The organism is Zobellella sp. DQSA1, assembly GCF_041950555.1.
Classification (GTDB): domain Bacteria; phylum Pseudomonadota; class Gammaproteobacteria; order Enterobacterales; family Aeromonadaceae; genus Oceanimonas.
The window spans coordinates 1,363,614-1,386,246 of the sequence record NZ_CP169531.1 but is presented as its reverse complement, the minus strand read 5'-3'; the positions used below and the strand labels follow the sequence as shown (position 1 = coordinate 1,386,246).

Below are 22,633 nucleotides of genomic sequence, written 5' to 3'. Positions count from 1 at the left end.
GGCCGTCAGATTTTTTCCGCATCCAGCATACCGTAACGGATCGCCAGGTGGGTCAGTTCCACATCGCCGTTGATATTGAGCTTGCTGAACAGCCGGTAACGGTAGCTGTTCACCGTTTTCGGACTCAGGTTGAGCTGCTCGGAAATATCGGTCACCCGCTGTCCCTTGGTGATCATCAGCATGATCTGCAGCTCCCGTTCGGACAGCTGCTTGAAGGGGTTTTCCTCGTTGGAAAACTGGCTCAACGCCATACGCTGGGCAATTTCCGGTGAAATGTAACGCTGCCCGCTGTGGACCAGGCGAATGGCATTGATCATTTCCTCCGGCCCGGCACCCTTGGTCAGGTAGCCGGAAGCCCCCGCCTGCATCACCTTGGTGGGAAACGGGTTTTCGGTATGGATGGTCAGGACGATGATCTTCACGTCCGGGCTGAATCGCAAAATTTTGCGGGTGGCCTCGAGGCCGCCGATGCCCGGCATGTTCATGTCCATCAAAACGACGTCCGGGTGCTGTTCACGACACCATTGTACGGCTTCCTCACCGCTCTTGGCCTCGCCTACCACCTTCATTCCTTTGACGTCTTCTAGAATGCGTCGGATCCCTGTGCGCACTAACTCATGGTCATCAACCAGGAATACGTTAATCAAAGTTGCTCTCCGACTGCGTTAACCTGCTTAGCATATAACACTTTACCCAAGGATGGCATCATCGCGAAGATGCCAGCGGAAAAAAACGCCCGCCAACACCAGCACACCTTATTATCAAATTAAAAACACACCAGCAACAAAACCGCAGCTTTCCGGGTCAGGATATTTCAAAAATGAGACAAAAGGCGCCGAAGCGCCTTTTGGTGATCAGAAGTTGTCGGTCTGGGCCGCCAGCCGGCGATACTCAATCTTGCCCTCGGCCTTGAGCGCCTCGATGAGGCTCAGGTATTCCCGTTGCCCCAGCATCCCGCTCTGCCCCTCCCGGATCTGGGACAGCAGCTCGGAACTGTCTTCCGGCGTAGTCACCCTATTCAGCTTGAGCACCAGTTGATCGCCCCCCGCCAGCGCCAGGGTACGTAGGCTGGGCTGCTCGGCCGGGGCCGGCATGGCGAAAAGGGCATCCAGCAGAGCCGGCTCTTCCTCGCTCTCGCGGGTCAGGCCACTCAGCTCGGTGACTGCCAGGCCATGCTGCTCCAGCCAGGCCTGTTGTTCACCACGGGACCAGGCTTGCTGCAGCTGGGCCGCGGCTTCTGTGGCCAGCTCCCTCGCCTTGGCGGCCAGGGCCAACTCCCGCGCCTGTTCCCGCACCTCGGCAAAGTCACGAACCGCAGCGGGCCTGTGCTCGGTCACATGGATGACAATTGCCCTGTTGCTGCCCAACTCGATTAGATCCGAGTTTACACCCTGCTCGCGCAAGTGCGCGGAAAAGGCCTGGGTCAGCACCCGCGGGTCGCTGATCTCGGCCGGCGCGTCCTGGGTGGAGAAGTAGTCAGTCGATTTAACTTCCAGTCCCAACTCCTGGGCTGCGATGTCGAGCGAATCGGGAAACTCGAAGGCGAGCTCGGCCAACCGCTGCTCCTGAGCATAGAAGGCATTGGCCGCATCTTCCCGAGCCAAACGCTCGGCGATGCTGTCGCGCACCTCCGCCAACGGCTTGGTTTCGGCCGGACGCCGCTCCAGCAGGGTAATCAGGTGGAGACCGAATTCACTCTCCACGACCCCGGACACCTCACCCACCTCGCCGAGGGCGAAGGCCGCTTTATCAAAAGCCGGGTCCATGGTGCCCTGCTCCATCCATTCCAGAGCACCGCCACCGGCGCCGGAGAAAGCATCATCCGACTCGGTACGAGCCAATTCGGCAAAAGCTTCTCCGGCAGCAAGGCGCTCGGCGATGGCCTGAAGCTTCTGCTCGGCATCCCTGCCCTTGTTGATCATGATATGTGCTACCCGGCGCTGTTCAGCCTGGGTATAGGCGGCCAGGTTGGCCTGGTAGTAGTCCTCGACCGCCTGCTCGGCGACGTCGGCCACCGATGCCATCCCCGCATCCAGCAGCACATAGTTGATCTTGACCTGCTCAGGCCGCTGGAACAGTTGCGGCTGCCGTTGGTAATAGGCTTCTATCTCTTCGTCGCCGGGTGCGGCACGAGTGCTGAAATCAGCCATCGGCAGGCGCACATATTCCGCATCCCGTTGCTGGCGGCTCAGGCGATCCAGCCAGCCAGCCTCGGCTTCCAGGGTGAAGCTGGAACCGACCAGGGCATCGAGCAGCATCTGCCGGCTCAGATCCTGGCGCACGCTGTCACGCAGCTGCTCGGGGCTGAGCCCGCTGCGGGCCAGCAGTTGCTGATAACGCTCATTGCTGAAACGGCCGTCCTGCTGGAATTCCGGCAGGCTGCGAATGGCATTGCGCACCTGCTCATCGCTGGCCCGCAGTTTCAGCTCCTGTACCTTCTGATCGATCAGCCGCTGCTCCACCATCTGCTCCAGCACCGAGCGACGGATTTGCTCCACATAGGCGGGATCACCCAGCAGTTGGCTGAACTGGGGCCCTAACTGAGCTTCCAGTCGGGCACGCTCGTTACGATAGGCATTTTCCAGCGCCTGGGCACTGATCTCATCGCCGTTGACCACGGCCGCCACTTCCACCACCGGCCGGGTGACATAACTGCCCACCCCGGCCAGGGCAAAGGACAGAATGATCAATCCCAGTATGATTTTGGAGGTGGTACCCTGGGCACCCGCCCTTAACTTGTCAAAAAACATAAGTTGTCGTTACTCCCGATAGACGGTAGTGCCGTCTTATCCGAAAAAAAAGCGCACCCTGTGATGCGCCTTTCGGATCATGACCTGCCGGACCAAAAGTCCAATTAAGGGGTCGCTTAGTTGACGGCGTCTTTCAGCGCTTTACCGGCTTTGAACGCCGGGGTTTTGGCAGCGGCAATCTCGATAGTGGCACCGGTTTGCGGGTTACGACCGGTACGGGCGGCTCGCTCACGCACGGCAAAGGTACCGAAACCTACCAGTGACACCTGATCCCCTTCCTTCAGTGACTCGGTGATCGCATCAACGACGGCGTCCAGGGCGCGGCCGGCCGCTGCCTTGGTGATGTCGGCGCCGTCGGCAATCTTGTCGATCAGTTGAGATTTATTCACAGTCATTCCCCTTGTCGTTTTTTACGTTGGTCAGATGACACAACCTTAACTTTGATATCGTTATTGGTTGACGGCAGACAACGCTGCGTCCACCGACTATTTCCGGACAGGCCCCGGCAGCTTCCACGCCGGTGGCCTCCAATAAAATCCACCCAAGGCTACTGCGAGTCATGGCCGCTGACAAGCCTGAAACCGTGACTTCTGGCTAAAAAGCTCAAGCGGAAGCGACGGAAAAGCCTTCCGGCGGCTGTTCCAGCGCCAGTTCCAGTACTTCTTCTATCCAGCGCACCGGGTGAATGGCCAGATCCTGCTTTACGTTTTCCGGAATTTCTTCCAGATCCCGCTCGTTCTCCTTCGGAATAAGTACCCGCTTGATGCCGCCTCTATGAGCCGCCAGCAGCTTCTCCTTGAGGCCACCGATGGGCAACACCTCGCCGCGCAGGGTGATCTCGCCGGTCATGGCCACATCGGCACGCACCGGGTTGCCGGTCAGGCTGGACACCAGGGCGGTGCACATGGCAATACCGGCGCTGGGACCGTCCTTGGGCGTCGCCCCTTCCGGCACGTGCACGTGGATATCCCGCTTCTCGTGGAAATCGGCGTTGATGCGCCATTTCCCCGCCCGGGAGCGCACTACCGTCATCGCCGCCTGGATCGATTCCTGCATCACGTCTCCGAGCGAGCCGGTATAGGTCAGCTTGCCCTTGCCAGGCACGTTGGCCACTTCGATGGTTAGCAGGTCACCGCCCACTTCGGTCCAGGCCAGACCGGTCACCTGGCCCACCTGGTTATGATCTTCCGCCTTGCCGTAGTCGAAGCGGTGCACGCCCAGATAGTTCTTCAGGTTGTCCTGATTGATCACCACCTGCTTGAGCTCCTTGTTGAGCAGGATCTCCTTGACCGCCTTGCGGCACAGCTTGGAGATTTCCCGCTCCAGGCTGCGCACACCGGCTTCCCGGGTGTAGTAGCGGATAATGCCGACGATGGCCGAGTCTTCCACCACCACTTCGTTTTCTTTCAGGCCATTGCGGCTGATCTGCTTGGACAGCAGGTGGCGCTTGGCGATATTGAGCTTCTCGTCCTCGGTATAGCCGGACAGGCGGATCACTTCCATCCGGTCCAGCAGCGGTCCCGGTATATGCATGGAGTTGGAGGTCGCCACGAACATCACGTCGGACAGGTCATAGTCCACTTCCAGGTAATGATCGTTGAAGCTGTGGTTCTGCTCCGGATCCAGCACCTCCAGCAGGGCGGAAGCGGGATCGCCGCGCATATCGGAAGACATCTTGTCGATCTCGTCCAGCAGGAACAGCGGGTTGCGTACCCCTACCTTGGCCATTTTCTGAATAAGCTTGCCCGGCATGGAGCCGATATAGGTGCGACGATGGCCGCGGATCTCGGCCTCGTCCCGAACTCCGCCAAGCGCCATGCGCACATATTTGCGACCGGTGGCCTTGGCGATGGACTGGCCGAGGGAGGTTTTGCCCACCCCGGGTGGTCCCACCAGACACAATATGGGACCTTTCAGCTTGTTGATCCGGCTCTGCACCGCCAGGTACTCGATGATGCGTTCCTTGACCTTTTCCAGGCCGTAATGATCCGCATCCAGGGTTTCCTCGGCCTTGGCCAGGTCTTTTTTCACCTTGGAACGCTTCTTCCAGGGCACCGAGATCATCCAGTCGATATAGCCACGCACCACGGTGGCTTCCGCCGACATGGGTGACATCATCTTCAACTTGGCCAGTTCGGCTTCGGTTTTCTGCCGGGCTTCATCGGTCATGCCCGCTTCTTCAATCTTCTGCTGCAATGCCTCGAACTCGTCGGGCACTTCGTCCAGCTCACCCAGCTCTTTCTGGATGGCCTTCATCTGCTCGTTGAGGTAATACTCCCGCTGGCTCTTTTCCATCTGCTTCTTGACGCGGGCACGAATGCGGCGCTCCACCTGCAGCAGATCGATTTCCGACTCCATCATCGCCATCAGGAACTCGAGCCGCTCCCCCACCTGGGCGATTTCCAGCACCTTCTGCTTGTCTTCCAGCTTGAGCGGCATATGGGCGGCCATGGTGTCGGCCAGGCGGGCAGCGTCCTCGATGGCGGACAGGGAAGTCAGCACCTCGGGCGGAATCTTCTTGTTGAGCTTGATATAGCCTTCAAACTGGGTGATGGCCGAGCGCACCAGTACTTCCTGCTCGCGCTCGTCCAGCGCTTCGGTGGCCAGGTACTGGGCATCGGCCACGAAATAGCCGTCCTGCTCACGCAGTTGCTCCAGCCGGGCCCGCTGGCCCCCTTCCACCAGCACCTTGACGGTGCCATCGGGTAATTTCAGCAGCTGCAGCACGTTGGCAATGGTGCCCACCTGATAGAGGTCATTGGCCCCGGGATCATCGGTAGACGCATCTTTCTGCGCGATCAGCAGCACCTTCTTGTCCTGCTCCATGGCCGCTTCCAGACAGCGAATGGATTTTTCCCGTCCCACAAACAGCGGGATCACCATATGGGGATACACAACCACGTCACGGAGAGGCAGGACGGGGGTTTCGATGCGTTCGGAACGCTCTAGGGTCATAGTGTCCTCTCGGCTTGAATGCAATTTATTAGCGCTTGGGCAGTATATGGGGGCGGGATCACCAGATTCAATCGCCTGAGGCGGAAAAACAGAAAAAGGGGCATGAAGCCCCTTTTAAGCGGTCAAAAATAATCCACTCAGTCGCCGGCGGCGGCCTGGGCCTCTCCTTTCTGATAGATAAGGATAGGCGCAGATTCACCCTTGATCACGGTTTCGTCGATCACCACCTTGGCCACGTCGTCCATGGACGGCAGGTCATACATGGTATCGAGCAGCACGCCTTCCACGATGGAACGCAGGCCACGGGCGCCAGTCTTGCGTTCCATGGCCTTGCGGGCGATGGCACGCAGGGCGTCGTCACGGAACTCCAGCTCCACGTCCTCGAGCGAAAACAGGGCGCCATACTGCTTGGTCAGGGCGTTCTTGGGCTCGGACAGGATCTGCACCAGGGCATCTTCGTCCAGTTCGGTGAGGGTGGCGACCACCGGAAGACGACCGATGAACTCGGGGATAAGGCCGTATTTGACCAGATCTTCCGGCTCCACCCGGGTGAATATTTCACTCAGGGAAGCCTTCTCGTTCTTGGTCTTTACCTCGGCGCCGAAACCGATGCCGGTGCCCTTGTCCATGCGCTGCTCTATCACCTTGTCCAGGCCGGCGAAGGCGCCGCCGCAGATGAACAGGATCTTGGAGGTGTCCACCTGCAGGAACTCCTGCTGGGGATGCTTGCGCCCGCCCTGGGGCGGTACCGAGGCCACGGTGCCTTCAATCAGCTTCAGCAGTGCCTGCTGCACCCCTTCGCCGGACACGTCCCGGGTAATGGAAGGATTATCGGACTTGCGGGAAATCTTGTCGATTTCGTCGATATAGACAATACCGCGCTGGGCCTTCTCCACGTCGTAGTCGCATTTCTGCAACAGCTTCTGGATAATGTTTTCCACGTCCTCGCCCACGTAACCGGCTTCGGTCAGGGTGGTGGCATCGGCCATGGTGAAGGGCACGTCCAGCAGTCGGGCCAGCGTTTCGGCCAGCAGGGTCTTGCCCGAGCCGGTGGGACCAATCAGCAGGATATTGGATTTGCCGAGTTCAACCCCGTCGGTACTGCCGGCGTTACGCAGCCGCTTATAATGGTTGTATACCGCCACCGCCAGCACTTTCTTGGCATGGTCCTGACCGATGACGTAATCATCCAGATGGGAGCGGATTTCATGGGGCGTGGGCAGGGCACTGCCTTCCCGCTTGGGCGAAATATCCTTGATCTCTTCCCGGATGATGTCTTCGCACAGCTCGACACACTCGTCACATATATAGACGGAAGGGCCGGCAATGAGCTTGCGCACTTCATGCTGGCTTTTACCGCAAAAAGAACAGTACAGCAGTTTGCCGCCTTCCCCTTCGCCCCTGCGTTTGTCTGTCATTCAGTCACCTCGTATGCGTACAGGCTGAGGAGCGCCTACTTGCTCTTAACAAGAGTGTACAGCACCCCTCCCCGCTTTGCTCAATCGCGCTTGAACAGCACCTGGTCGACCAGGCCGTATTCTTGGGCCTGAGCCGCCGACATAAAGTTGTCGCGGTCGGTATCGCGCTCTATTATCGACAGTTCCTGGCCAGTGTGTTCGGCCAGCAACCGATTGAGCTTTTCTTTGATATAGAGAATTTCCTTGGCGTGGATCTGGATGTCCGACGCCTGGCCCTGGAAGCCACCCAGGGGCTGGTGGATCATCACCCGGCTGTTGGGCAGGGCAAAACGCTTGCCTGCCGCACCGCCGGCCAGCAGGAAAGCCCCCATGGAGCAGGCCTGGCCCATGCACACCGTGCTGATGTCCGGCTTGATAAACTGCATGGTATCATAGATGGACATGCCCGCGGTCACCGACCCCCCCGGCGAGTTGATATAGAGGTAGATGTCCTTCTCCGGGTTTTCCGACTCCAGAAACAGCAACTGGGCACAGATCAGGTTGGCCATGTGATCTTCGACCTGGCCAGTCAGAAAAATCACCCGCTCTTTCAGCAAGCGGGAATAGATATCGTAGGAACGTTCCCCCTTGGCGGTCTGCTCCACCACCATGGGGATCAGGGCAGCCAGGGGCCCGTCCATCATCGGATTATGATTGTTTGACATAAGATATTGTCCCCAAAACAAAATGGCCCAAGTGCACTCACACTGGGGCCATTATACGCAAGAGCTTAATGCTTAAGTCAAATGTTCTTAAGCGCCAACGCCCGGCTTGTTCATCAGGTCGTCGAAGCTGACCTCTTTGTCGGTCACTTTGGCCTGGGCCAGGACAAACTCGATAGCCTGATCTTCGATGGCCAGGTTACGCACGTTTTCCAGCAGTTGCGGGTTTTCGTTGTAGTAGGCAACCACTTCAGCCGGATCCTCGTAGGCGGAGGCCATGGAAGCGATGATTTCCTGGACCTTGGCGTCGTCGGCCTTGATCTCGTTGGTCTTGATCACTTCACCCAGCAGCAGGCCCACACGTACGCGACGCTCGGCCTGTTCCTTGAACAGCTCGGCCGGCAGTTGCGGGGCGTTCTTGGGATCCAGACCGCCGAAACGCTGCAGTGCCTGCTGGCGCAGGGTGTCGATTTCGCTGTCGATCAGGGACTTGGGCACGTCCACCGGGTTCTGCTCCAGCAAACCGTCGATCACCTGCTCCTTCACGGACGCTTTCAGGGCCTGGCTCAGCTCGCGCTCCATGTTCTTGCGTACTTCGGCTTTCAGGCCGTCGACGGAGCCGTCGGCAATGCCGAAACGCTGTACGAATTCTTCGGTCAGCTCGGGCAGTTGCTGGGCTTCCACCTTGGTTACGGCAATGGCGAACTGGGCCGGCTTGCCTTTCAGGTTTTCAGCGTGGTATTCCTCGGGGAAGGTGACTTCCAGGGTAAAGTCGTCGCCGACCTTCTTGCCCAGCAGGCCATCTTCGAAGCCGGGGATCATGCGGCCGGAGCCCAGTACCAGCACGAAGTCTTCGGCGGCGCCGCCTTCGAACTCTTCACCGTCCACGGAGCCCACGAAGTTCATGGTCACCCGGTCGCCGTCGGCGGCTTCACGCTCTACCGCTACCCAATCGGCGTGCTGTTTGCGCAGGGTGTCGATCATCTTGTCCAGATCGGCGTCGGTCACCTCGGCTTGAGGCTTTTCAACGGTCACCGCGTCCAGGCCTTTCACTTCCACTTCCGGATACACTTCGAAAATGGCAGTAAAAGTGAAGTCTTCGCCGGCTTTCAGGGCGGAAGGCTCCATGGTCGGCATACCGGCCGGGTTCAGCTTCTCGCTGATCACCGCTTCGAAGAAGTTGCGCTGCATCAATTCGCCGGCCACGTCGGCTTCCACGGAGGGACCGAACATTTTCTTGACGATGGACAGCGGGGCCTTGCCAGGACGGAAACCGTCGATACGACGGGTTTTGGCCAGTTGACGCAGGCGGCTGTTTACTTCGCCTTCTACCTTGTCAGCCGGTACAGTGATGGTCAGACGGCGCTCCAGGCCTTGGGTCGTCTCTACAGAAACTTGCATTCTCTTACCTCAATTTTCTTCAGCACCGTGGTGCTGACCCTGTGATATGTGGGGAGCAGCCCGGCTGCTCCTTGAATTCTGTCGAAGACCCGGGGCCTTCATGGCACATTAAGACGCGGCATTATAGCGAGGCAAAAAACCAGCGTCGAGCGGCAGTCCGCTCCTGTTGGGCAATATGAGGCATAAATAGTGCTTTTCAACCCCGCCGGACCGGTTTTTGCCACCAAACCGGCCCGGCCGCCGGCTCAGGGCATAATATGGAGAAAGGCCTTCCACTTGTTCTGCAACCGGATCACCCAGCGCGGTGTGGAGGCACCGCTGCCCGCCGGGCTCAACCCTGGATGGGCCCCTGCCACCCGCGCCAGCACCACCTCCTGCTCCGGCTCGATGTCGACGAAGAACAGGTGCCGACCCGCAGCGAGATCAGCCTGGTATTTGCGGAACTCCCGGTGCGGCTGCTGGATACCGAACATGCCGCCTTCCCAAGTGCAAAACCCCAGCGCCACTATCGCCAGAAAGATGAAGGGGATCCAGCCGACCGTCTCGGTCAGTCCCGACAGGTGACTGACCAGCAGCACCAGGCCGGCGGCCACGACACCGATCAGCGCCCCCAGCTCCGTGGCCCGCACCACGTCCTGCTTCAGCACCGGCTCCACCTCGTGCAACCGGTGCCGCTCCACCGCCCCGTCCTGCTGACTGAGTACATGGATCTGCGGCTCGGTGATGCCGCCTTCCTCCAGTTCCTGCTCGACGGCTTCCAGATCGTCCAGATCGTCGCTGAGATAATAGTATCGTTTCATGACCCTCCTCCCGTCGGACAGGGCTGTGCCCGACCCTTTTCGATCGTCATTACAAGTATAACCAAGCCGGGACCCCTCCGGTGTTCACCCCACCTTCAGGCAGGACACCAGGTGCTCCCCACCGCCGGCGAGTCGGGGGCGTTCCCGGGCACAGCCCTCGTCCGCCAGGGGGCAGCGGGTGCGGAACACGCAGCCCGAAGGCGGCTTCATCGGCGACGGCAGCTCACCCGCCAGCAGCTCTATGGTCTTGCCCCGCTCCAGATCCGGGTCCGGGATGGGCACGGCGCTGAGCAGGGCCCGGGTGTAGGGATGACCGGGGGCGGCGTACAGCGACTGTTTCCGGGCCAGTTCCACCCCGTTGCCCAGATACATCACCAGTACCCGGTCCGCGATATGCTTGACCACCGACAGATCGTGGGCGATGAAGATGAGCGACAGCCCCATCTCCTGTTGCAGCCGCTTCAGCAGGTTGACCACCTGGGCCTGGATGGACACATCCAGCGCCGACACCGGCTCGTCGCAGATCACCAGCCTGGGCTCCAGGATCAGTGCCCGGGCGATGCCGATGCGCTGGCACTGGCCACCGGAAAACTCGTGGGGATAACGATTGACGACGTTGGGCAACAGTCCCACCCGTGCCATCATGGCCCTCACCTTTTCCTTCACTTCCCCCTTAGGCAGGCGTGGATAATAGGTGATCAACGGCTCGGCGATGATGTCCCCTATGGTCATGCGCGGATTGAGGGATGCCAGAGGGTCCTGGAAGATCATCTGGATATCCTTGCGCCGCTCCCTGAGCTCGGTATGAGACAGCCTGGTCAGGTCCTCCCCCCGCCACAACACCTGGCCGGCGCTGGCCGGCACCAGGCCGATAACCGCCCGGGCGAAGGTGGACTTGCCGCAGCCCGACTCCCCCACTACACCCAGGGTTTCCCCTTCGTGGAGATCCAGGCTGACGCCATCCACCGCCTTCAGCACCCGGGGCGGCTCCCAGGGCCAGGCTTTCTCCGCCTTGATATGGAAATGCACCTTGAGATCACGGATTTGCAGCAGCGGCTCAGACATGGCTCACCTCCAGTTCGCGGAAACAGGCCCGGCGGCGACCGTCGCCGAACGGGGTCAGGACCGGCGCCTGCTGCCGGCAATGGGACTGCACATGGTCGCAGCGCTGCTGGAAGGGACAGCCCGGCGGCAGCCGCAGCAGGTTGGGCGGGTTGCCGGCGATGGTGGGCAGCTCGGCTTCCTCCCCGTCCAGCCTGGGAATGGCCTTGAGCAGCCCTTCGGTGTAGGGGTGGCTCGGCCGGTAAAAGATGTCCCGCACCGGGCCGTATTCCATGGTACGGCCGGCATACATCACCAACACCTTGTCGCAACTGCCGGCTACCACCCCCAGATCGTGGGTGATAAGGATGATGGCGGTGTTGAACTCGGCCTTGAGTTCCTGTAACAGGCTCATGATCTGGGCCTGCACCGTCACGTCCAGGGCGGTGGTGGGCTCGTCGGCGATCAGCAGTTTCGGCCGGCACAGCAGCGCCATGGCGATCATCACCCGTTGGCGCATGCCGCCGGAAAACTCATGAGGGTAGCGGTTCATGCGGTTGCGGGCCTCAGGGATCTTCACCGCCTCCAGCATCCGCACCGACTCCGCGAAGGCCTCGGCTTTGCCCATGCCCTTGTGCAGCATCAGCACCTCCATCAGTTGCTCCCCCACCTTCATATAGGGGTTGAGGGAAGTCATGGGGTCCTGGAAGATCATGGCGATGTCCTCGGCCCGGATTTTGTTGAGCTCCCGGGTCGGCAGGCCGAGCAACTCCCGGCCCTGGTAACGGATCTGGCCGGTGGTACGGCCGTTTTTGGCCAGCAGCCCCATGATGGTGAAGGCGGTCTGGCTCTTGCCCGAACCGGACTCGCCGACGATGCCGAGGGTCTCGCCGGCGGCCAGGCTGAAGGTCAGGTCGTTGACCGCCACTACCTCGCCCTCGGGGGTGGCGAACTCCACCCGCAGCTCGGTCACATCAAGCAGATTCATGGCGCTCTCCTCAGCGGTCTTTGGGATCCAGGGCGTCACGCAGACCGTCGCCCAGGAAGTTGAAACAGAACAGGGTCACCACCATAAAAACGGCGGGAAACAGCAGTTGCCAGGGTGCGATTTCCATCGCCTTGGCCCCTTCGTCCAGCAGCGCGCCCCAACTGGTCATGGGCTCTTGCACTCCCAGGCCGAGGAAGCTGAGGAAAGACTCGAACAAAATCATGCCCGGCACCAGCAGGGTGGCGTACACCACCACGATGCCGAGTACGTTCGGCACTATGTGGCGTACGATGATGTTGAACCGGCTCACCCCGCACACCTCGGCCGCCTCGATGAACTCCTTGCCCTTGAGGCTCAGGGTCTGGCCGCGCACGATACGCGCCATGTCGAGCCAACTGACCGCGCCGATGGCGAAGAAGATCAGCAGGATATTGCGGCCGAAGAAAGTCACCAGCAAAATAACGAAGAACATGAAGGGGAAGGAATAGAGGATCTCCAGCAGCCGCATCATCACCCGGTCGGTGCGCCCGCCCACGAAGCCGGCGGTGGCACCGTAGAGGGTACCAATCACCACCGCCACCAAGGCGCCGAGCAGGCCCACCATCAAGGAGATCTGACCGCCCATCAGGGTGCGCACGAACAGATCCCGGCCCAGGGAGTCGGTACCGAAGTAGTGACCGTTCTCCAGGCTGGGGGCCGCCATCATGGCGGTCCAGTCGGTTTCGTCGAAGGCATAGGGGGCAAAGCGCGGCCCCAGCACCACCAGCAGAGTCATCAGCACCAGAAAGATCAGGCTGACCAACGCCGCCCTGTTGTGCAGGAAACGACGACGGGCATCGGCCCAGAGCGAGCGTCCCTCCACTTCCAGTTGCTCGGCGAACTGCAGCACCGCCGCCTGTTTGTCTTTGGTTACCACCATGGTTCACCTCAGTAACGAATTTTGGGATCGATCACCGCGTACAGGATGTCGACCACCGCATTGAAGGTAATGGTAAGGGCGCCCACCAGTATGGTCAGCCCCAGTACCATGGAGTAGTCCCGGTTGAGGGCGCCGTTGACGAACAGCTGGCCGATGCCGGGCAGGCCGAAGATGGTTTCGATCACCACCGAGCCGGTGATGATGCCGACGAAAGCCGGCCCCAGGTAGGACACCACCGGCAGCAGCGCCGGACGCAAGGCGTGGCGCAGCACGATGCGCGACATGGGCAGCCCCTTGGCCCGGGCGGTGCGAATAAAGTTGGCGTTCATGGTTTCGATCATAGAGCCGCGCATGATGCGGGCGATGGCGGCGATATAGTGCATCATCATGCCCACCACCGGCAGTATCATGAACTGCCAGCCGCCCCCCTGCCAGCCACCGGCGGGCAGCCATTTCAGATGGATGGCGAACACCAGGATCAGCACCGGCGCCAGCACGAAGGAAGGGATCACTACCCCTAGCATGGCGGTGGACATCACCGCGTAGTCGAGCCAGCTGTTCTGCCTGAGCGCCGCTATGATGCCGGCGCCCACGCCCAGCAGCACCGCGCAGCCGAAGGCGAACAGGCCGATTTTAGCGGACACCGGCAGCGCCTGGGCCACCAGATCGTTGACGCTGAAGTCCTTGTACTTGAAGGAAGGCCCCAGGTCGCCCCGGGTCAGGTTGCCGAGGTAGCTGAAATACTGCTGCAGCACCGGCTGGTCGAGGCCGTACTTGGCCTCGATATTGGCCATCACCTCCGGCGGCAGGGCCCGCTCCGAACTGAAGGGGTTGCCCGGCGCGAAGCGCATCATAAAGAAGGAAACGGTGATCAGCACCAGCAGGGTGGGAATGGCTTCCAGCACCCGCTTGAGAATAAATTTGAACATCTTGAACCTCTGCTGACAGACAGTTGGCGAATCAAGAAGGGACCGCCACCGGGCGGCCTCCCCTGGCCTCTTAGAGCCTGTTTAAGGTCTCTGCGAAGCTTGTCTGTAACGACTCAACGAAGAGTCAACAGGCGACACCAGCGCTTTGGAGAGGACAAAGGTGCTGTTCCGCCGACCCTCCGCGCCAGGGGGCGAGCCTGCTCGCCGTAACGAGCGGTTTCGGCCTGACCAAACATCCAGTGAATGTTCGCAGCAGGTCGAAACCGTGAGTGTCATGTCCCCACGGCGTGTCGGCGGAACGGTGCGCTTTGGCCGAGTACCAAAGACTCCAAACAGGCTCTTAGTTAGCCTGGATATAGAGATCCTTGCTGTAGACATTGTCCAGCGGGTTGTCCGGGTAGCCGCCCACATGGGGCTGCACCAGCCGCGCCTTCACATACTGGTAGATGGGGGCGATGGGCATGTCCACCGCCAGGATTTCCTCGGCCTGGGCGTAGAGCTGGTTGCGCGCCTCATCGTCGGTGGCCAGGCGGGACTGGGCCATCAGGCGGTCGAACTCGGGGTTGGAATACTTGCCGTCGTTGTTGCCGTGGGTAGTTTGCATCAGATCCAGCATGCTGGACGCCTCGTTATAGTCGGCGATCCAGCCGGCCCGGGCCACCTCGAAGTTACCCTGGGTCTTGGTATCCAGGTAGGTCTTCCATTCCTGGTTGACCAGCTCCACTTCCACCCCCAAGTGCTTCTTCCACATGGAGGCGATGGCTACCGCCACCTTGCGGTGGTTGTCGTTGGTATTGTAGAGCAGCTTTAACTGGAGCGGCTTGTGCTTGCCGTAGCCGGCTTCTTCGATCAGTGCCTTGGCCCTGGCATCCCGCTCGGCCTGGGACCAATCCGCCCAGGCCACCGCCGGCGGGGTGAAACCGTCCACCACCTCGGGCGCCAGGGTGTAGGCGGGGATCTCCCCCTGCCCCATCACCATGTTGGCGATGATATCCCGGTCGATGGCGTAGGACAGGGCATTGCGCACCCGGGCATCGTCGAAGGGCGCCTTGCGGGTGTTGAACTGGTAGTAATAGGTGCCCACATAGCCGCCCACCCGCACCTTGTCCGGATGCTGGCTGGTGAGTCGCTTGAAATGCTCCAGGGGAATTTCATAGGTCATGTCCAGCTCGCCGGACAGAAAACGGTTCATCTCGGCGTTCTGGGACGGGATGGGCAGGAAAGTCACCTGCTCGACCACGGTGTTGGCATTGTCCCAGTAGTGCTGGTTGCGCTTGAGCTCGATGCGTTCGTTCACCACCCAGTTGGACAGGGTATAGGCGCCGTTGGATACCATGTTGCCGACCCGGGTCCATTCGTCACCATATTTTTCCACCGTGGCGCGATGTACCGGATAGGTGGTGGTGTGAAACATCATGCCCACGAAATAGGGCACCGGCTTGGCCAGGGTCACCTCCAGGGTGCGCTCGTCCAGGGCCCTGACGCCCAGTGCCTCGGGTGACAGCTTGCCGTTGACCACTTCGGTGGCGTTCTGGATGGTGGCCTTTTCCATGTACCAGGAATAGGGAGAGGCGGTCCTGGGATCAACCGAACGCTTGAAGGCAAACTCAAAATCATGGGCGGTAACCGGATCGCCGTTGGACCACCTGGCGTCCTCGCGCAGGTGGAACAGATATACCTGGTTGTCGCTGGTCTCCCAGCGCTCGGCCACGCCGGGAAGAATTTCTCCATTCGGCCCGGAAGTTACCAGACCTTCGAACAGATCTCGCAGTATGCCGGACTCGGGCACCCCTTCGGTCTTGTGGGGATCCAGCGAGGCGGGCTCGGAGCCGTTACCCCGCACCAGCTGCTGTACCTCGGCCAGCCGGGTACCCTCGGGCACCTCCGCCGCCAGCGCCTGGTCGGAAAGACCCAGGCTCAGCATGGAAAAGAGGGAACTGGCCAGGATGGTTTTCTGGAAGGTCATTGTTTTTCTCTCCTTGAAAGGGTCCGGACAGACGCCGACACACCGGCAATCCCGCCGACCCGTGCTATAGTTCCATCTGGTTATACCACGACAAAACACCAACACAAGATCAAAAATCAGTTAACAAAACCAAGGTAAAACGTTTTCCTGGCAAAATAATCCAATAACACCACTCAGATCACAGTTTCAATTGTTACTAAAAATAAAAAACGCCGGCTGAGCCGGCGCTTTTTTATCGAGTCGAGAGTCACCCCGCCTTGGTTTTCAGTTTTTTCACATTGCTTTTCTTCGCTTCCGGCTCGCGCTCCACCCCTTCCTGGTAGGCCAGACCGTAGAAGCTGTCGTGCAACAGCTGCTTGAGTTCGGTGATCAACGGGTAGCGCGGGTTGGCACCGGTGCACTGATCGTCGAAGGCGGCGATGGCCAACTCGTCAAGCCGGGCCAGGAAGTCGGCCTCGTTAACCCCCGCGTCCCGGATGGAAGCCGGCACTCCGAGCTCCGCCTTCAGGCTGTCCAGCCAGGCCACCAGCTTCTCCACCTTGGCACTGCCGCTGTCCGCAGGCGATGCCAGGCCCAGGTGTACCGCCACCTCGCCGTAGCGACACTTGGCCTGGGGCCGGTCGTACTGGCTGAACGCGGTCTGCTTGGTCGGGTTGTCATTGGCGTTGTAGCGAATGACGTTGCTGATCAGCAGGGCATTGGCCAGGCCGTGGGGCAGATGGAACTCGGCGCCAAGCTTGTGGGCCATGGAATGGCAGACCCCGAGGAAAGACTGGGCGAAGGCGATGCCCGCCAGGGTGGCGCCGTTGTGCACCTTCTCCCGCGCCAGCGGATCCTGGGCTCCCTTGTGATAGGCCGCCGGCAGGTAGTTCTTCAGCAGGGTCAGGGCCTGTAGCGCCTGGCCATCGGCATACTCGTTGGCCAGCACCGACACATAGGCCTCCAGGGCGTGAGTGACCGCATCCAGGCCGCCGAAGGCGGTCAGGGACTTGGGCAGGTTCATCACCAGATCCGCATCGATGATGGCCATGTCCGGGGTCAGTTCATAGTCCGCCAGCGGGTACTTGATGCCGGTCTGGTCGTCGGTGACCACCGCGAAGGGGGTCACTTCGGAGCCGGTGCCCGAGGTGGTGGGGATACACACCATGGCCGCCTTGGTGCCCATTTTCGGGAAACGGTAGATACGCTTGCGGATATCCATGAAGCGCATGGACAGCTCTTCGAAGTGGGTGTTGGGATGCTCGTACATCACCCACATGATCTTGGCCGCGTCCATGGGGGATCCGCCACCCAGGGCGACGATGACGTCGGGCTGGAAGTGCAGCATGCGTTCGGCACCTTTACGTACCGTGGTCAGGGTCGGATCCGCTTCCACTTCATGAAAGACTTCCACTTCCATGCCCTGGGCCTTGAGTTGGCGACCGACCTTGTCGGCGTAACCGCTGTTGAACAGGAAGGGGTCGGTCACCACCATGGCCCGGCGCTTGCCACTCAGATCGGTCAACGCCTCGGCCAGACAGCCACGGCGGAAGTAGATGGACTTGGGAAGCTTGTGCCACAGCATGTTTTCCGCCCTCTTGGCCACGACTTTACGGTTGATCAGGTGCTTGGGTCCCACGTTCTCCGAGATGGAGTTGCCCCCCCAGGAGCCGCAGCCCAGGGTCAGGGACGGGGCCAGCTTGAAGTTGTACAGATCGCCGATGCCGCCATGGGAAGCCGGGGTATTGACCAGGATGCGGGCGGTCTTCATACGGTCACCGAACAGGCGAATACGCTCGGCGTTGAGATCCTGATCGGTATAGAGGGTGGAGGTATGGCCTATGCCGCCCAGGATCACCATCTGCTCCGCCATGTCCAGGGCCTGGGCGAAGTCGCGGGCGCGGAACATGCCGAGGGTTGGTGACAGTTTCTCGTGGGCGAAGGGCTCATCGTGGCCGATGGCCAGCCCCTCGCCGATCAGGATACGGGTATCGACCGGCACCTCGACCCCCGCCATGGCCGCGATGGCCTGGGCCGGCTGGCCGACGATATCGGCATTGAGGGCGCCATTCTTGAGGATCACCGCCCGTACCTTGTCGGCGTCGGTACTCGGCAGCACATAACCACCGTGGCTCTGGAAGCGGGTCTTGACCTTGTCGTAGACCTCGTCCAGCACGATCACCGCCTGCTCGGAGGCACAGACCACGCCGTTGTCGAAGGTCTTGGACATCACGATGGAAGCCACCGCCCGCTTAATGTCGGCGGACTCGTCGATCACCACCGGGGTATTGCCCGCCCCCACGCCGATGGCCGGCTTGCCGGAGGAATAGGCCGCCTTCACCATGCCGGGGCCACCGGTGGCCAGGATCAGGTTGATGTCCGGATGCTGCATCAGGTGGTTGGACAACTCCACCGAGGGGCCATCTATCCAGCCGATGATGTCACGTGGGGCACCGGCTTCGACCGCGGCCTGCAGTACCAGACGGGCGGCTTCGCAGGTGGCGCCCTTGGCCCGGGGATGGGGCGAGAAGATGATGCCGTTACGGGTCTTGAGCGCGATCAGCGCCTTGAAGATGGCGGTGGAAGTCGGGTTGGTGGTAGGCACTATGCCACAAATCAGACCCACCGGCTCGGCGATGGTGATGGTACCAAAATCGCTGTCTTCCTCCAGTACGCCGCAGGTGCGCTCGTCCTTGTACTTGTTGTAGATATATTCGGAGGCGAAATGGTTCTTGATCACCTTGTCTTCCACCAGGCCCATGCCGGTCTCGGCCACCGCCTGCTGGGCCAGCGGGATACGGGCGTTGTTGGCGGCCAGGGCCGCGGCACGGAAAATTTTGTCCACCTGCTCCTGGCTGAAGCCGGCATAGAGGTGCTGGGCTGCCTTGACGCGGGCCACCAGGGTGTCCAGCTCTTGCAGGGTTGAAACGGCCATAGGGATACTCCTCACTCGAAAATAAAAAACCTTGGCTAAAACCTGAGCCTCGAGGGCTTAACCAAAGATTTGATACCAGTGTAGGAGATACCCTCTAATGGGTATTGATCCGGATCAGTATTTCACCCGGAAACGTAATTTAATTACAAAAAAGGCGACACAAGGAAAGATATAGCGATTAATCAGGAATTATAGTGGGAAAATAACAAGACGCACCTTCAACACAAGTTGCCTGTCACGGCCAAAGAAGTCGCCTGTCTTAACATGGGAGTTGCCTGATTGAGCAAGTATGAAGGCATGCCAATGCATGCCTTGTGTAACCTAACCCCGGTACCTTAGAAGGAAACCCGGCGGTACTTGCGGTAGGTCGGCTGCCAGAAGTTGGCCTCTATCGCCGCATCCAGGGCCGCATCGGAGATCTGCAAGGCCTGGCCCTGCAACTGGGCGGTCTTGGCCACCATCTTGGCGATTTTCTTGCTGACCTGCTGAATCTCTTCCAGCGGCGGCAACAGGGCCCCTTCACCATTCTGGGCCATGGGCGAACAGGCGGCCAGGGCACGGCTGGAGGACATCAGCATGGCATCGGTGACCCGGCGAGCACCGCAGGCCAGCACGCCCAGGCCGATGCCAGGGAAAATATAGGAGTTGTTGCACTGGGCGATTTCATAGAGCTTGCCCTTGTACTCCACCGGCGCGAAGGGGCTGCCGGTGGCCACCAGGGCCTGACCGTCGGTCCAGTTGATGATGTCTTCCGGCGTCGCTTCCACCCGGGAGGTGGGGTTGGACAGGGGAAACACGATGGGCCGCGGGCAGTGGGCATGCATGGTCTTGATCACCTCTTCGGTGAACAGGCCAGGCTGGCCGGATACCCCGATCAGGATATCGGGCCTGGCGTTCTGCATCACTTCCAACAGGGAGATGTTCTCGCCCGCCACCTGCCAGTCCTGGATGTGCTCGAGGGACTGGGCCAGGGGCCGCTGAAAGTCCACCAGGTTGGGCATGTTGTCGGTAATCAGTCCGAAGCGGTCCACCATGAACACCCGCTCCCGCGCCTTGGCGTCGCTCAGACCTTCGGCTTTCATCTGCGCCACTATCTGCTCGGCGATGCCGCAACCGGCGGAGCCGGAGCCGAGGAAGGCCACCCTTTTCTCGGACAGCTTGCTGCCGCTGGCCTGGCAGGCGGCGATCAGGGAGCCCAGGGTCACGGCGGCGGTGCCCTGGATGTCGTCATTGAAGCAGCACAGCTCGTCCTTGTAACGGTTGAGCAGGGGCATGGCATTCTTCTGGGCGAAGTCTTCGAACTGCAGCAGCACATTGGGCCAGCGGCGTTTCACCGCCTTGATAAAGGCATCGACGAACTGCTCATATTCCTCGCCGGTGACCCGCGGGTTGCGCCAGCCCATGTACATGGGATCTTTCAGCAACTGGGGATTGTTGGTGCCCGCATCCAGTACCACCGGCAGGGTGTAGGCCGGCGAGATGCCGCCACAGGCGGTATACAGGGACAGCTTGCCGATAGGAATGCCCATGCCGCCGATGCCCTGGTCGCCCAGACCCAGGATGCGTTCGCCGTCGGTCACCACAATGACCTTGACGTTGCGCTTGGTGGCATTCTGCAGGATGTCGTCGATACGGTCCCGATCCGGATAGGAGATAAAAAGACCCCGGGCCCGACGATAGATATTGGAGAATTCCTCACAGGCCTGGCCTACCGTCGGAGTGTAGATGATCGGCATCATCTTGCTCAGGTGGTCGTGCACTAGCCGATAAAACAGCGTCTCATTGGTATCCTGGATATTGCGCAGGTAGATATGCTTGTCGAGGTCGTTCTGGAAGGAAGTGTACTGCTTGTAGGCGCGGGAAGCCTGCTCTTCGATGGTTTCGATATTATGGGGCAGCAGGCCGTCCAGGTTGAAGGAAATCCGCTCTTCCTTGTTAAAGGCGCTGCCTTTGTTCAGCAACGGGGTTTCCAGCAGGGCCGGGCCGGCATAGGGTACATAAAGGGCACGTTTTTCCTGATGCTCTTGGGGCATAAGACATCTCGCTTTGTTTTAGTCCCTGGGGGGAGGTCATGTTTTGGATTGTGGGGGCTAGGGGCGCAGTATAAGCCAAGCCCCCCTTGCAAACCACCATCAACACAGACTGCGGCTATCTCTGCGCCATTACGCAGTTGCGGCCCCGGCTCTTGGCGCCATACAACGCCTCATCGGCCTGGCGCAGCAGTTCCTGGACGATGCTGTCCTGGTTACCTTCCACCACACCGGCACTGACGGTGACCATGACTTCACTGTCTTCCAGCGGGTTCTCCACCGGCTGGGATTCCACCGCCAGCCGCAGGGTCTCGGCCTGGCGCGCCCCCTGTTCGAGCGGGGTGCCGGGCAACAGCACGATGAACTCCTCGCCGCCATAGCGCGCGACTATGGCCTCGGGGCCGAAGATGTCCATGATGGTGTTGGCCGCACTCACCAGCACTTCGTCCCCCATCAGATGACCGTGGTCATCGTTGATGCGCTTGAAGCGGTCCAGGTCCAGCAGGATCAGGGTATAGGGCCGGTCGGGGCTGCTGTGGTGACGCACCTCCTCCAGTTGGCGCACGAACAGCCGCCGGTTCATCAACCGGGTCAGGGGATCCCGGGTCGACTCCCGGTACAGGTCCAGCAGCATACGCAGTTGCCCCGCCTGTACCCAGATCATCGCCAGGCTGAACGCCAGCAGCAGCCATATCCGGTCCACCAGATCGCCATTGGTCAGGCTGCGGGAGTCGAGCCAGTAGTCGGTGGCCAGTACCGCCAGGGTAATGACCCCGGCCACCCGCAGGCCAGACTTGATCGGCAGCGGCAACACCCCCAGCAGCGCCAACAGGAAATAGGGAAAAGCGATATAACCAACTGGGATCGCCACTCCGTCGCGGAAACTCCACAGGTTCACCAGATTGAAGGCCAGCAATATGCCCAACAGGGAATAGATGGACAGTATCATCCAGCGGCGGTTGAGTTTGCACAAATAGCTTAAGGGCAATAAAGGCGTGAGCATGACGCCGGTAATCAACCGGACTTTCCACAACAGCTTGAAGTGTTCCGGATCCAGCACCCACCAGTCGACGGCTATCCAGCCGGCGATGCCGATGATAAGCAGGGCAACCAGCCAGCGAAAACGAATGGCGACAAAACCGATGCGGGTGAGCTTAAAATCCCGGGAGTGATAGCTATCACTCCAGTATTCCTTGAGTTCCAACCCATTCCCCTTTTTCTACAGTTAAAACGGCGAACTGAATGAATAAAGTGCCTCGGACGGTGCCGGACTCGGCACCGGTGCGGCTGCGACAGGAAGTGCAAAAACGCTAACACTACCCAAAGCCCGCAGGATGCGCCAGCGTATTTTGGCACGGGCCGGAAATCATTGGCCTGGCACCGTTTCGCGGTTTCCCGAGCGCCGGTTGCAGGTCTGGAGCTTAAGTGCCAAAATCCCGGCCATGCAATTACAGGACACCACCATGACCATCAAACTCTACGGCATCAAGAACTGCGACACCGTCAAGAAGGCCCGCCAGTGGCTGGAGCAGCAGGGTGTGGCTTACCAATTTGTCGACCACCGGGCCGATGGCCTGAACCCGGCCGAGCTAGAAGACTGGCTCGAGCGCCTGGGCTGGGAGCAACTGGTGAACAAACGCGGCACCACTTACCGCGCCCTGCCCGACGCCGACAAGGCTGCCCTGGGCCCGGATACCGCCGCCGCCCTGCTGTTGGCCAATCCGGCCATGATCAAACGCCCGTTGCTGGAATTCGATGGCCAGTTGCACCTGGGCTTTAATACCGAGCTTTACTCGCGCTTATTCAACATCTCATAAAGGA

General features: G+C 60.3%; 17 protein-coding genes. 1 reads left to right on the top strand and 16 read right to left on the bottom strand.

The genetic code is table 11. The annotated features are described in order from the left end of the window. Window positions 1-5 precede the first annotated feature (5 nt). The 16 genes from uvrY to ACEVBK_RS06645 form a co-directional block, all read right to left on the bottom strand. Window positions 6-647, bottom strand: a complete 642-nt coding sequence (uvrY, locus tag ACEVBK_RS06720) for a UvrY/SirA/GacA family response regulator transcription factor (protein ID WP_202087149.1) — start codon at window positions 645-647, stop codon at window positions 6-8. 207 nt (window positions 648-854) lie between these two features. Continuing rightward, window positions 855-2,750, bottom strand: a complete 1,896-nt coding sequence (locus tag ACEVBK_RS06715) for a SurA N-terminal domain-containing protein (protein ID WP_375057825.1) — start codon at window positions 2,748-2,750, stop codon at window positions 855-857. Between the two features lie 116 nt (window positions 2,751-2,866). Further along, the gene (gene hupB / locus ACEVBK_RS06710) at window positions 2,867-3,139 is read right to left on the bottom strand and encodes a nucleoid-associated protein HU-beta (protein ID WP_375057824.1); all 273 of its coding nucleotides are present in this window, start codon (window positions 3,137-3,139) and stop codon (window positions 2,867-2,869) included. Window positions 3,140-3,353: 214 nt separating this feature from the next. Next, window positions 3,354-5,705, bottom strand: coding sequence for an endopeptidase La (gene lon / locus ACEVBK_RS06705; RefSeq protein ID WP_375057823.1), 2,352 nt, complete (start codon window positions 5,703-5,705; stop codon window positions 3,354-3,356). A gap of 137 nt (window positions 5,706-5,842) precedes the next feature. Then, complete coding sequence (gene clpX, locus ACEVBK_RS06700) at window positions 5,843-7,123, bottom strand: ATP-dependent protease ATP-binding subunit ClpX (RefSeq protein ID WP_375057822.1); 1,281 nt, start codon at window positions 7,121-7,123, stop codon at window positions 5,843-5,845. An 80-nt stretch (window positions 7,124-7,203) separates the two neighbouring features. Continuing rightward, a complete protein-coding gene (gene clpP, locus ACEVBK_RS06695; RefSeq protein ID WP_375057821.1) occupies window positions 7,204-7,827 on the bottom strand; it encodes an ATP-dependent Clp endopeptidase proteolytic subunit ClpP in 624 nt (207 codons plus the stop codon). 87 nt (window positions 7,828-7,914) lie between these two features. Continuing rightward, a complete protein-coding gene (gene tig, locus ACEVBK_RS06690; RefSeq protein WP_375057820.1) occupies window positions 7,915-9,225 on the bottom strand; it encodes a trigger factor in 1,311 nt (436 codons plus the stop codon). Between the two features lie 245 nt (window positions 9,226-9,470). Then, window positions 9,471-10,025, bottom strand: a complete 555-nt coding sequence (locus ACEVBK_RS06685) for a hypothetical protein (RefSeq protein WP_375057819.1) — start codon at window positions 10,023-10,025, stop codon at window positions 9,471-9,473. A gap of 84 nt (window positions 10,026-10,109) precedes the next feature. Then, window positions 10,110-11,090, bottom strand: a complete 981-nt coding sequence (oppF, locus tag ACEVBK_RS06680) for a murein tripeptide/oligopeptide ABC transporter ATP binding protein OppF (protein WP_375057818.1) — start codon at window positions 11,088-11,090, stop codon at window positions 10,110-10,112. Then, window positions 11,083-12,054 (bottom strand): oligopeptide ABC transporter ATP-binding protein OppD, encoded by a 972-nt coding sequence (gene oppD, locus ACEVBK_RS06675; protein ID WP_375057817.1) that lies wholly within the window; start codon window positions 12,052-12,054, stop codon window positions 11,083-11,085. Before oppD ends, oppF begins: the two co-directional genes overlap by 8 nt. A gap of 10 nt (window positions 12,055-12,064) precedes the next feature. After that, on the bottom strand, window positions 12,065-12,973 hold the full coding sequence (gene oppC / locus ACEVBK_RS06670; protein ID WP_375057816.1) for an oligopeptide ABC transporter permease OppC: 909 nt from the start codon (window positions 12,971-12,973) through the stop codon (window positions 12,065-12,067). 8 nt (window positions 12,974-12,981) lie between these two features. Further along, the gene (gene oppB, locus ACEVBK_RS06665) at window positions 12,982-13,902 is read right to left on the bottom strand and encodes an oligopeptide ABC transporter permease OppB (RefSeq protein ID WP_375057815.1); all 921 of its coding nucleotides are present in this window, start codon (window positions 13,900-13,902) and stop codon (window positions 12,982-12,984) included. Between the two features lie 340 nt (window positions 13,903-14,242). Next, entirely contained in the window at window positions 14,243-15,868 is a 1,626-nt protein-coding gene (locus ACEVBK_RS06660; RefSeq protein ID WP_375057814.1) for an ABC transporter substrate-binding protein, read from the bottom strand. Between the two features lie 247 nt (window positions 15,869-16,115). Continuing rightward, complete coding sequence (gene adhE, locus ACEVBK_RS06655) at window positions 16,116-18,782, bottom strand: bifunctional acetaldehyde-CoA/alcohol dehydrogenase (protein ID WP_375057813.1); 2,667 nt, start codon at window positions 18,780-18,782, stop codon at window positions 16,116-16,118. A gap of 335 nt (window positions 18,783-19,117) precedes the next feature. Next, window positions 19,118-20,815 carry an NAD-dependent malic enzyme gene (locus tag ACEVBK_RS06650; protein ID WP_375057812.1) on the bottom strand — a complete coding sequence of 566 codons (1,698 nt, stop codon included), beginning with the start codon at window positions 20,813-20,815 and terminating at the stop codon, window positions 19,118-19,120. 115 nt (window positions 20,816-20,930) lie between these two features. Beyond that, window positions 20,931-22,016 carry a GGDEF domain-containing protein gene (locus tag ACEVBK_RS06645; RefSeq protein ID WP_375057811.1) on the bottom strand — a complete coding sequence of 362 codons (1,086 nt, stop codon included), beginning with the start codon at window positions 22,014-22,016 and terminating at the stop codon, window positions 20,931-20,933. Between the two features lie 259 nt (window positions 22,017-22,275). Here ACEVBK_RS06645 and ACEVBK_RS06640 point away from each other — a divergent pair, with 259 nt between their 5' ends. Further along, window positions 22,276-22,629 (top strand): ArsC family reductase, encoded by a 354-nt coding sequence (locus ACEVBK_RS06640; protein ID WP_375057810.1) that lies wholly within the window; start codon window positions 22,276-22,278, stop codon window positions 22,627-22,629. The last annotated feature ends 4 nt before the right edge of the window (window positions 22,630-22,633 follow it).

Excerpts from the sequence above, each read along its gene's own strand:
- ACEVBK_RS06715 (WP_375057825.1), bottom strand. The coding sequence starts at position 2,750 with ATGTTTTTTGACAAGTTAAGGGCGGGTGCCCAGGGTACCACCTCCAAA.
- lon (WP_375057823.1), bottom strand. The coding sequence starts at position 5,705 with ATGACCCTAGAGCGTTCCGAACGCATCGAAACCCCCGTCCTGCCTCTC.
- clpX (WP_375057822.1), bottom strand. The coding sequence starts at position 7,123 with ATGACAGACAAACGCAGGGGCGAAGGGGAAGGCGGCAAACTGCTGTAC.
- clpP (WP_375057821.1), bottom strand. The coding sequence starts at position 7,827 with ATGTCAAACAATCATAATCCGATGATGGACGGGCCCCTGGCTGCCCTG.
- tig (WP_375057820.1), bottom strand. The coding sequence starts at position 9,225 with ATGCAAGTTTCTGTAGAGACGACCCAAGGCCTGGAGCGCCGTCTGACC.
- ACEVBK_RS06685 (WP_375057819.1), bottom strand. The coding sequence starts at position 10,025 with ATGAAACGATACTATTATCTCAGCGACGATCTGGACGATCTGGAAGCC.
- oppF (WP_375057818.1), bottom strand. The coding sequence starts at position 11,090 with ATGTCTGAGCCGCTGCTGCAAATCCGTGATCTCAAGGTGCATTTCCAT.
- oppD (WP_375057817.1), bottom strand. The coding sequence starts at position 12,054 with ATGAATCTGCTTGATGTGACCGAGCTGCGGGTGGAGTTCGCCACCCCC.
- oppC (WP_375057816.1), bottom strand. The coding sequence starts at position 12,973 with ATGGTGGTAACCAAAGACAAACAGGCGGCGGTGCTGCAGTTCGCCGAG.
- oppB (WP_375057815.1), bottom strand. The coding sequence starts at position 13,902 with ATGTTCAAATTTATTCTCAAGCGGGTGCTGGAAGCCATTCCCACCCTG.
- ACEVBK_RS06660 (WP_375057814.1), bottom strand. The coding sequence starts at position 15,868 with ATGACCTTCCAGAAAACCATCCTGGCCAGTTCCCTCTTTTCCATGCTG.
- adhE (WP_375057813.1), bottom strand. The coding sequence starts at position 18,782 with ATGGCCGTTTCAACCCTGCAAGAGCTGGACACCCTGGTGGCCCGCGTC.
- ACEVBK_RS06650 (WP_375057812.1), bottom strand. The coding sequence starts at position 20,815 with ATGCCCCAAGAGCATCAGGAAAAACGTGCCCTTTATGTACCCTATGCC.
- ACEVBK_RS06640 (WP_375057810.1), top strand. The coding sequence starts at position 22,276 with ATGACCATCAAACTCTACGGCATCAAGAACTGCGACACCGTCAAGAAG.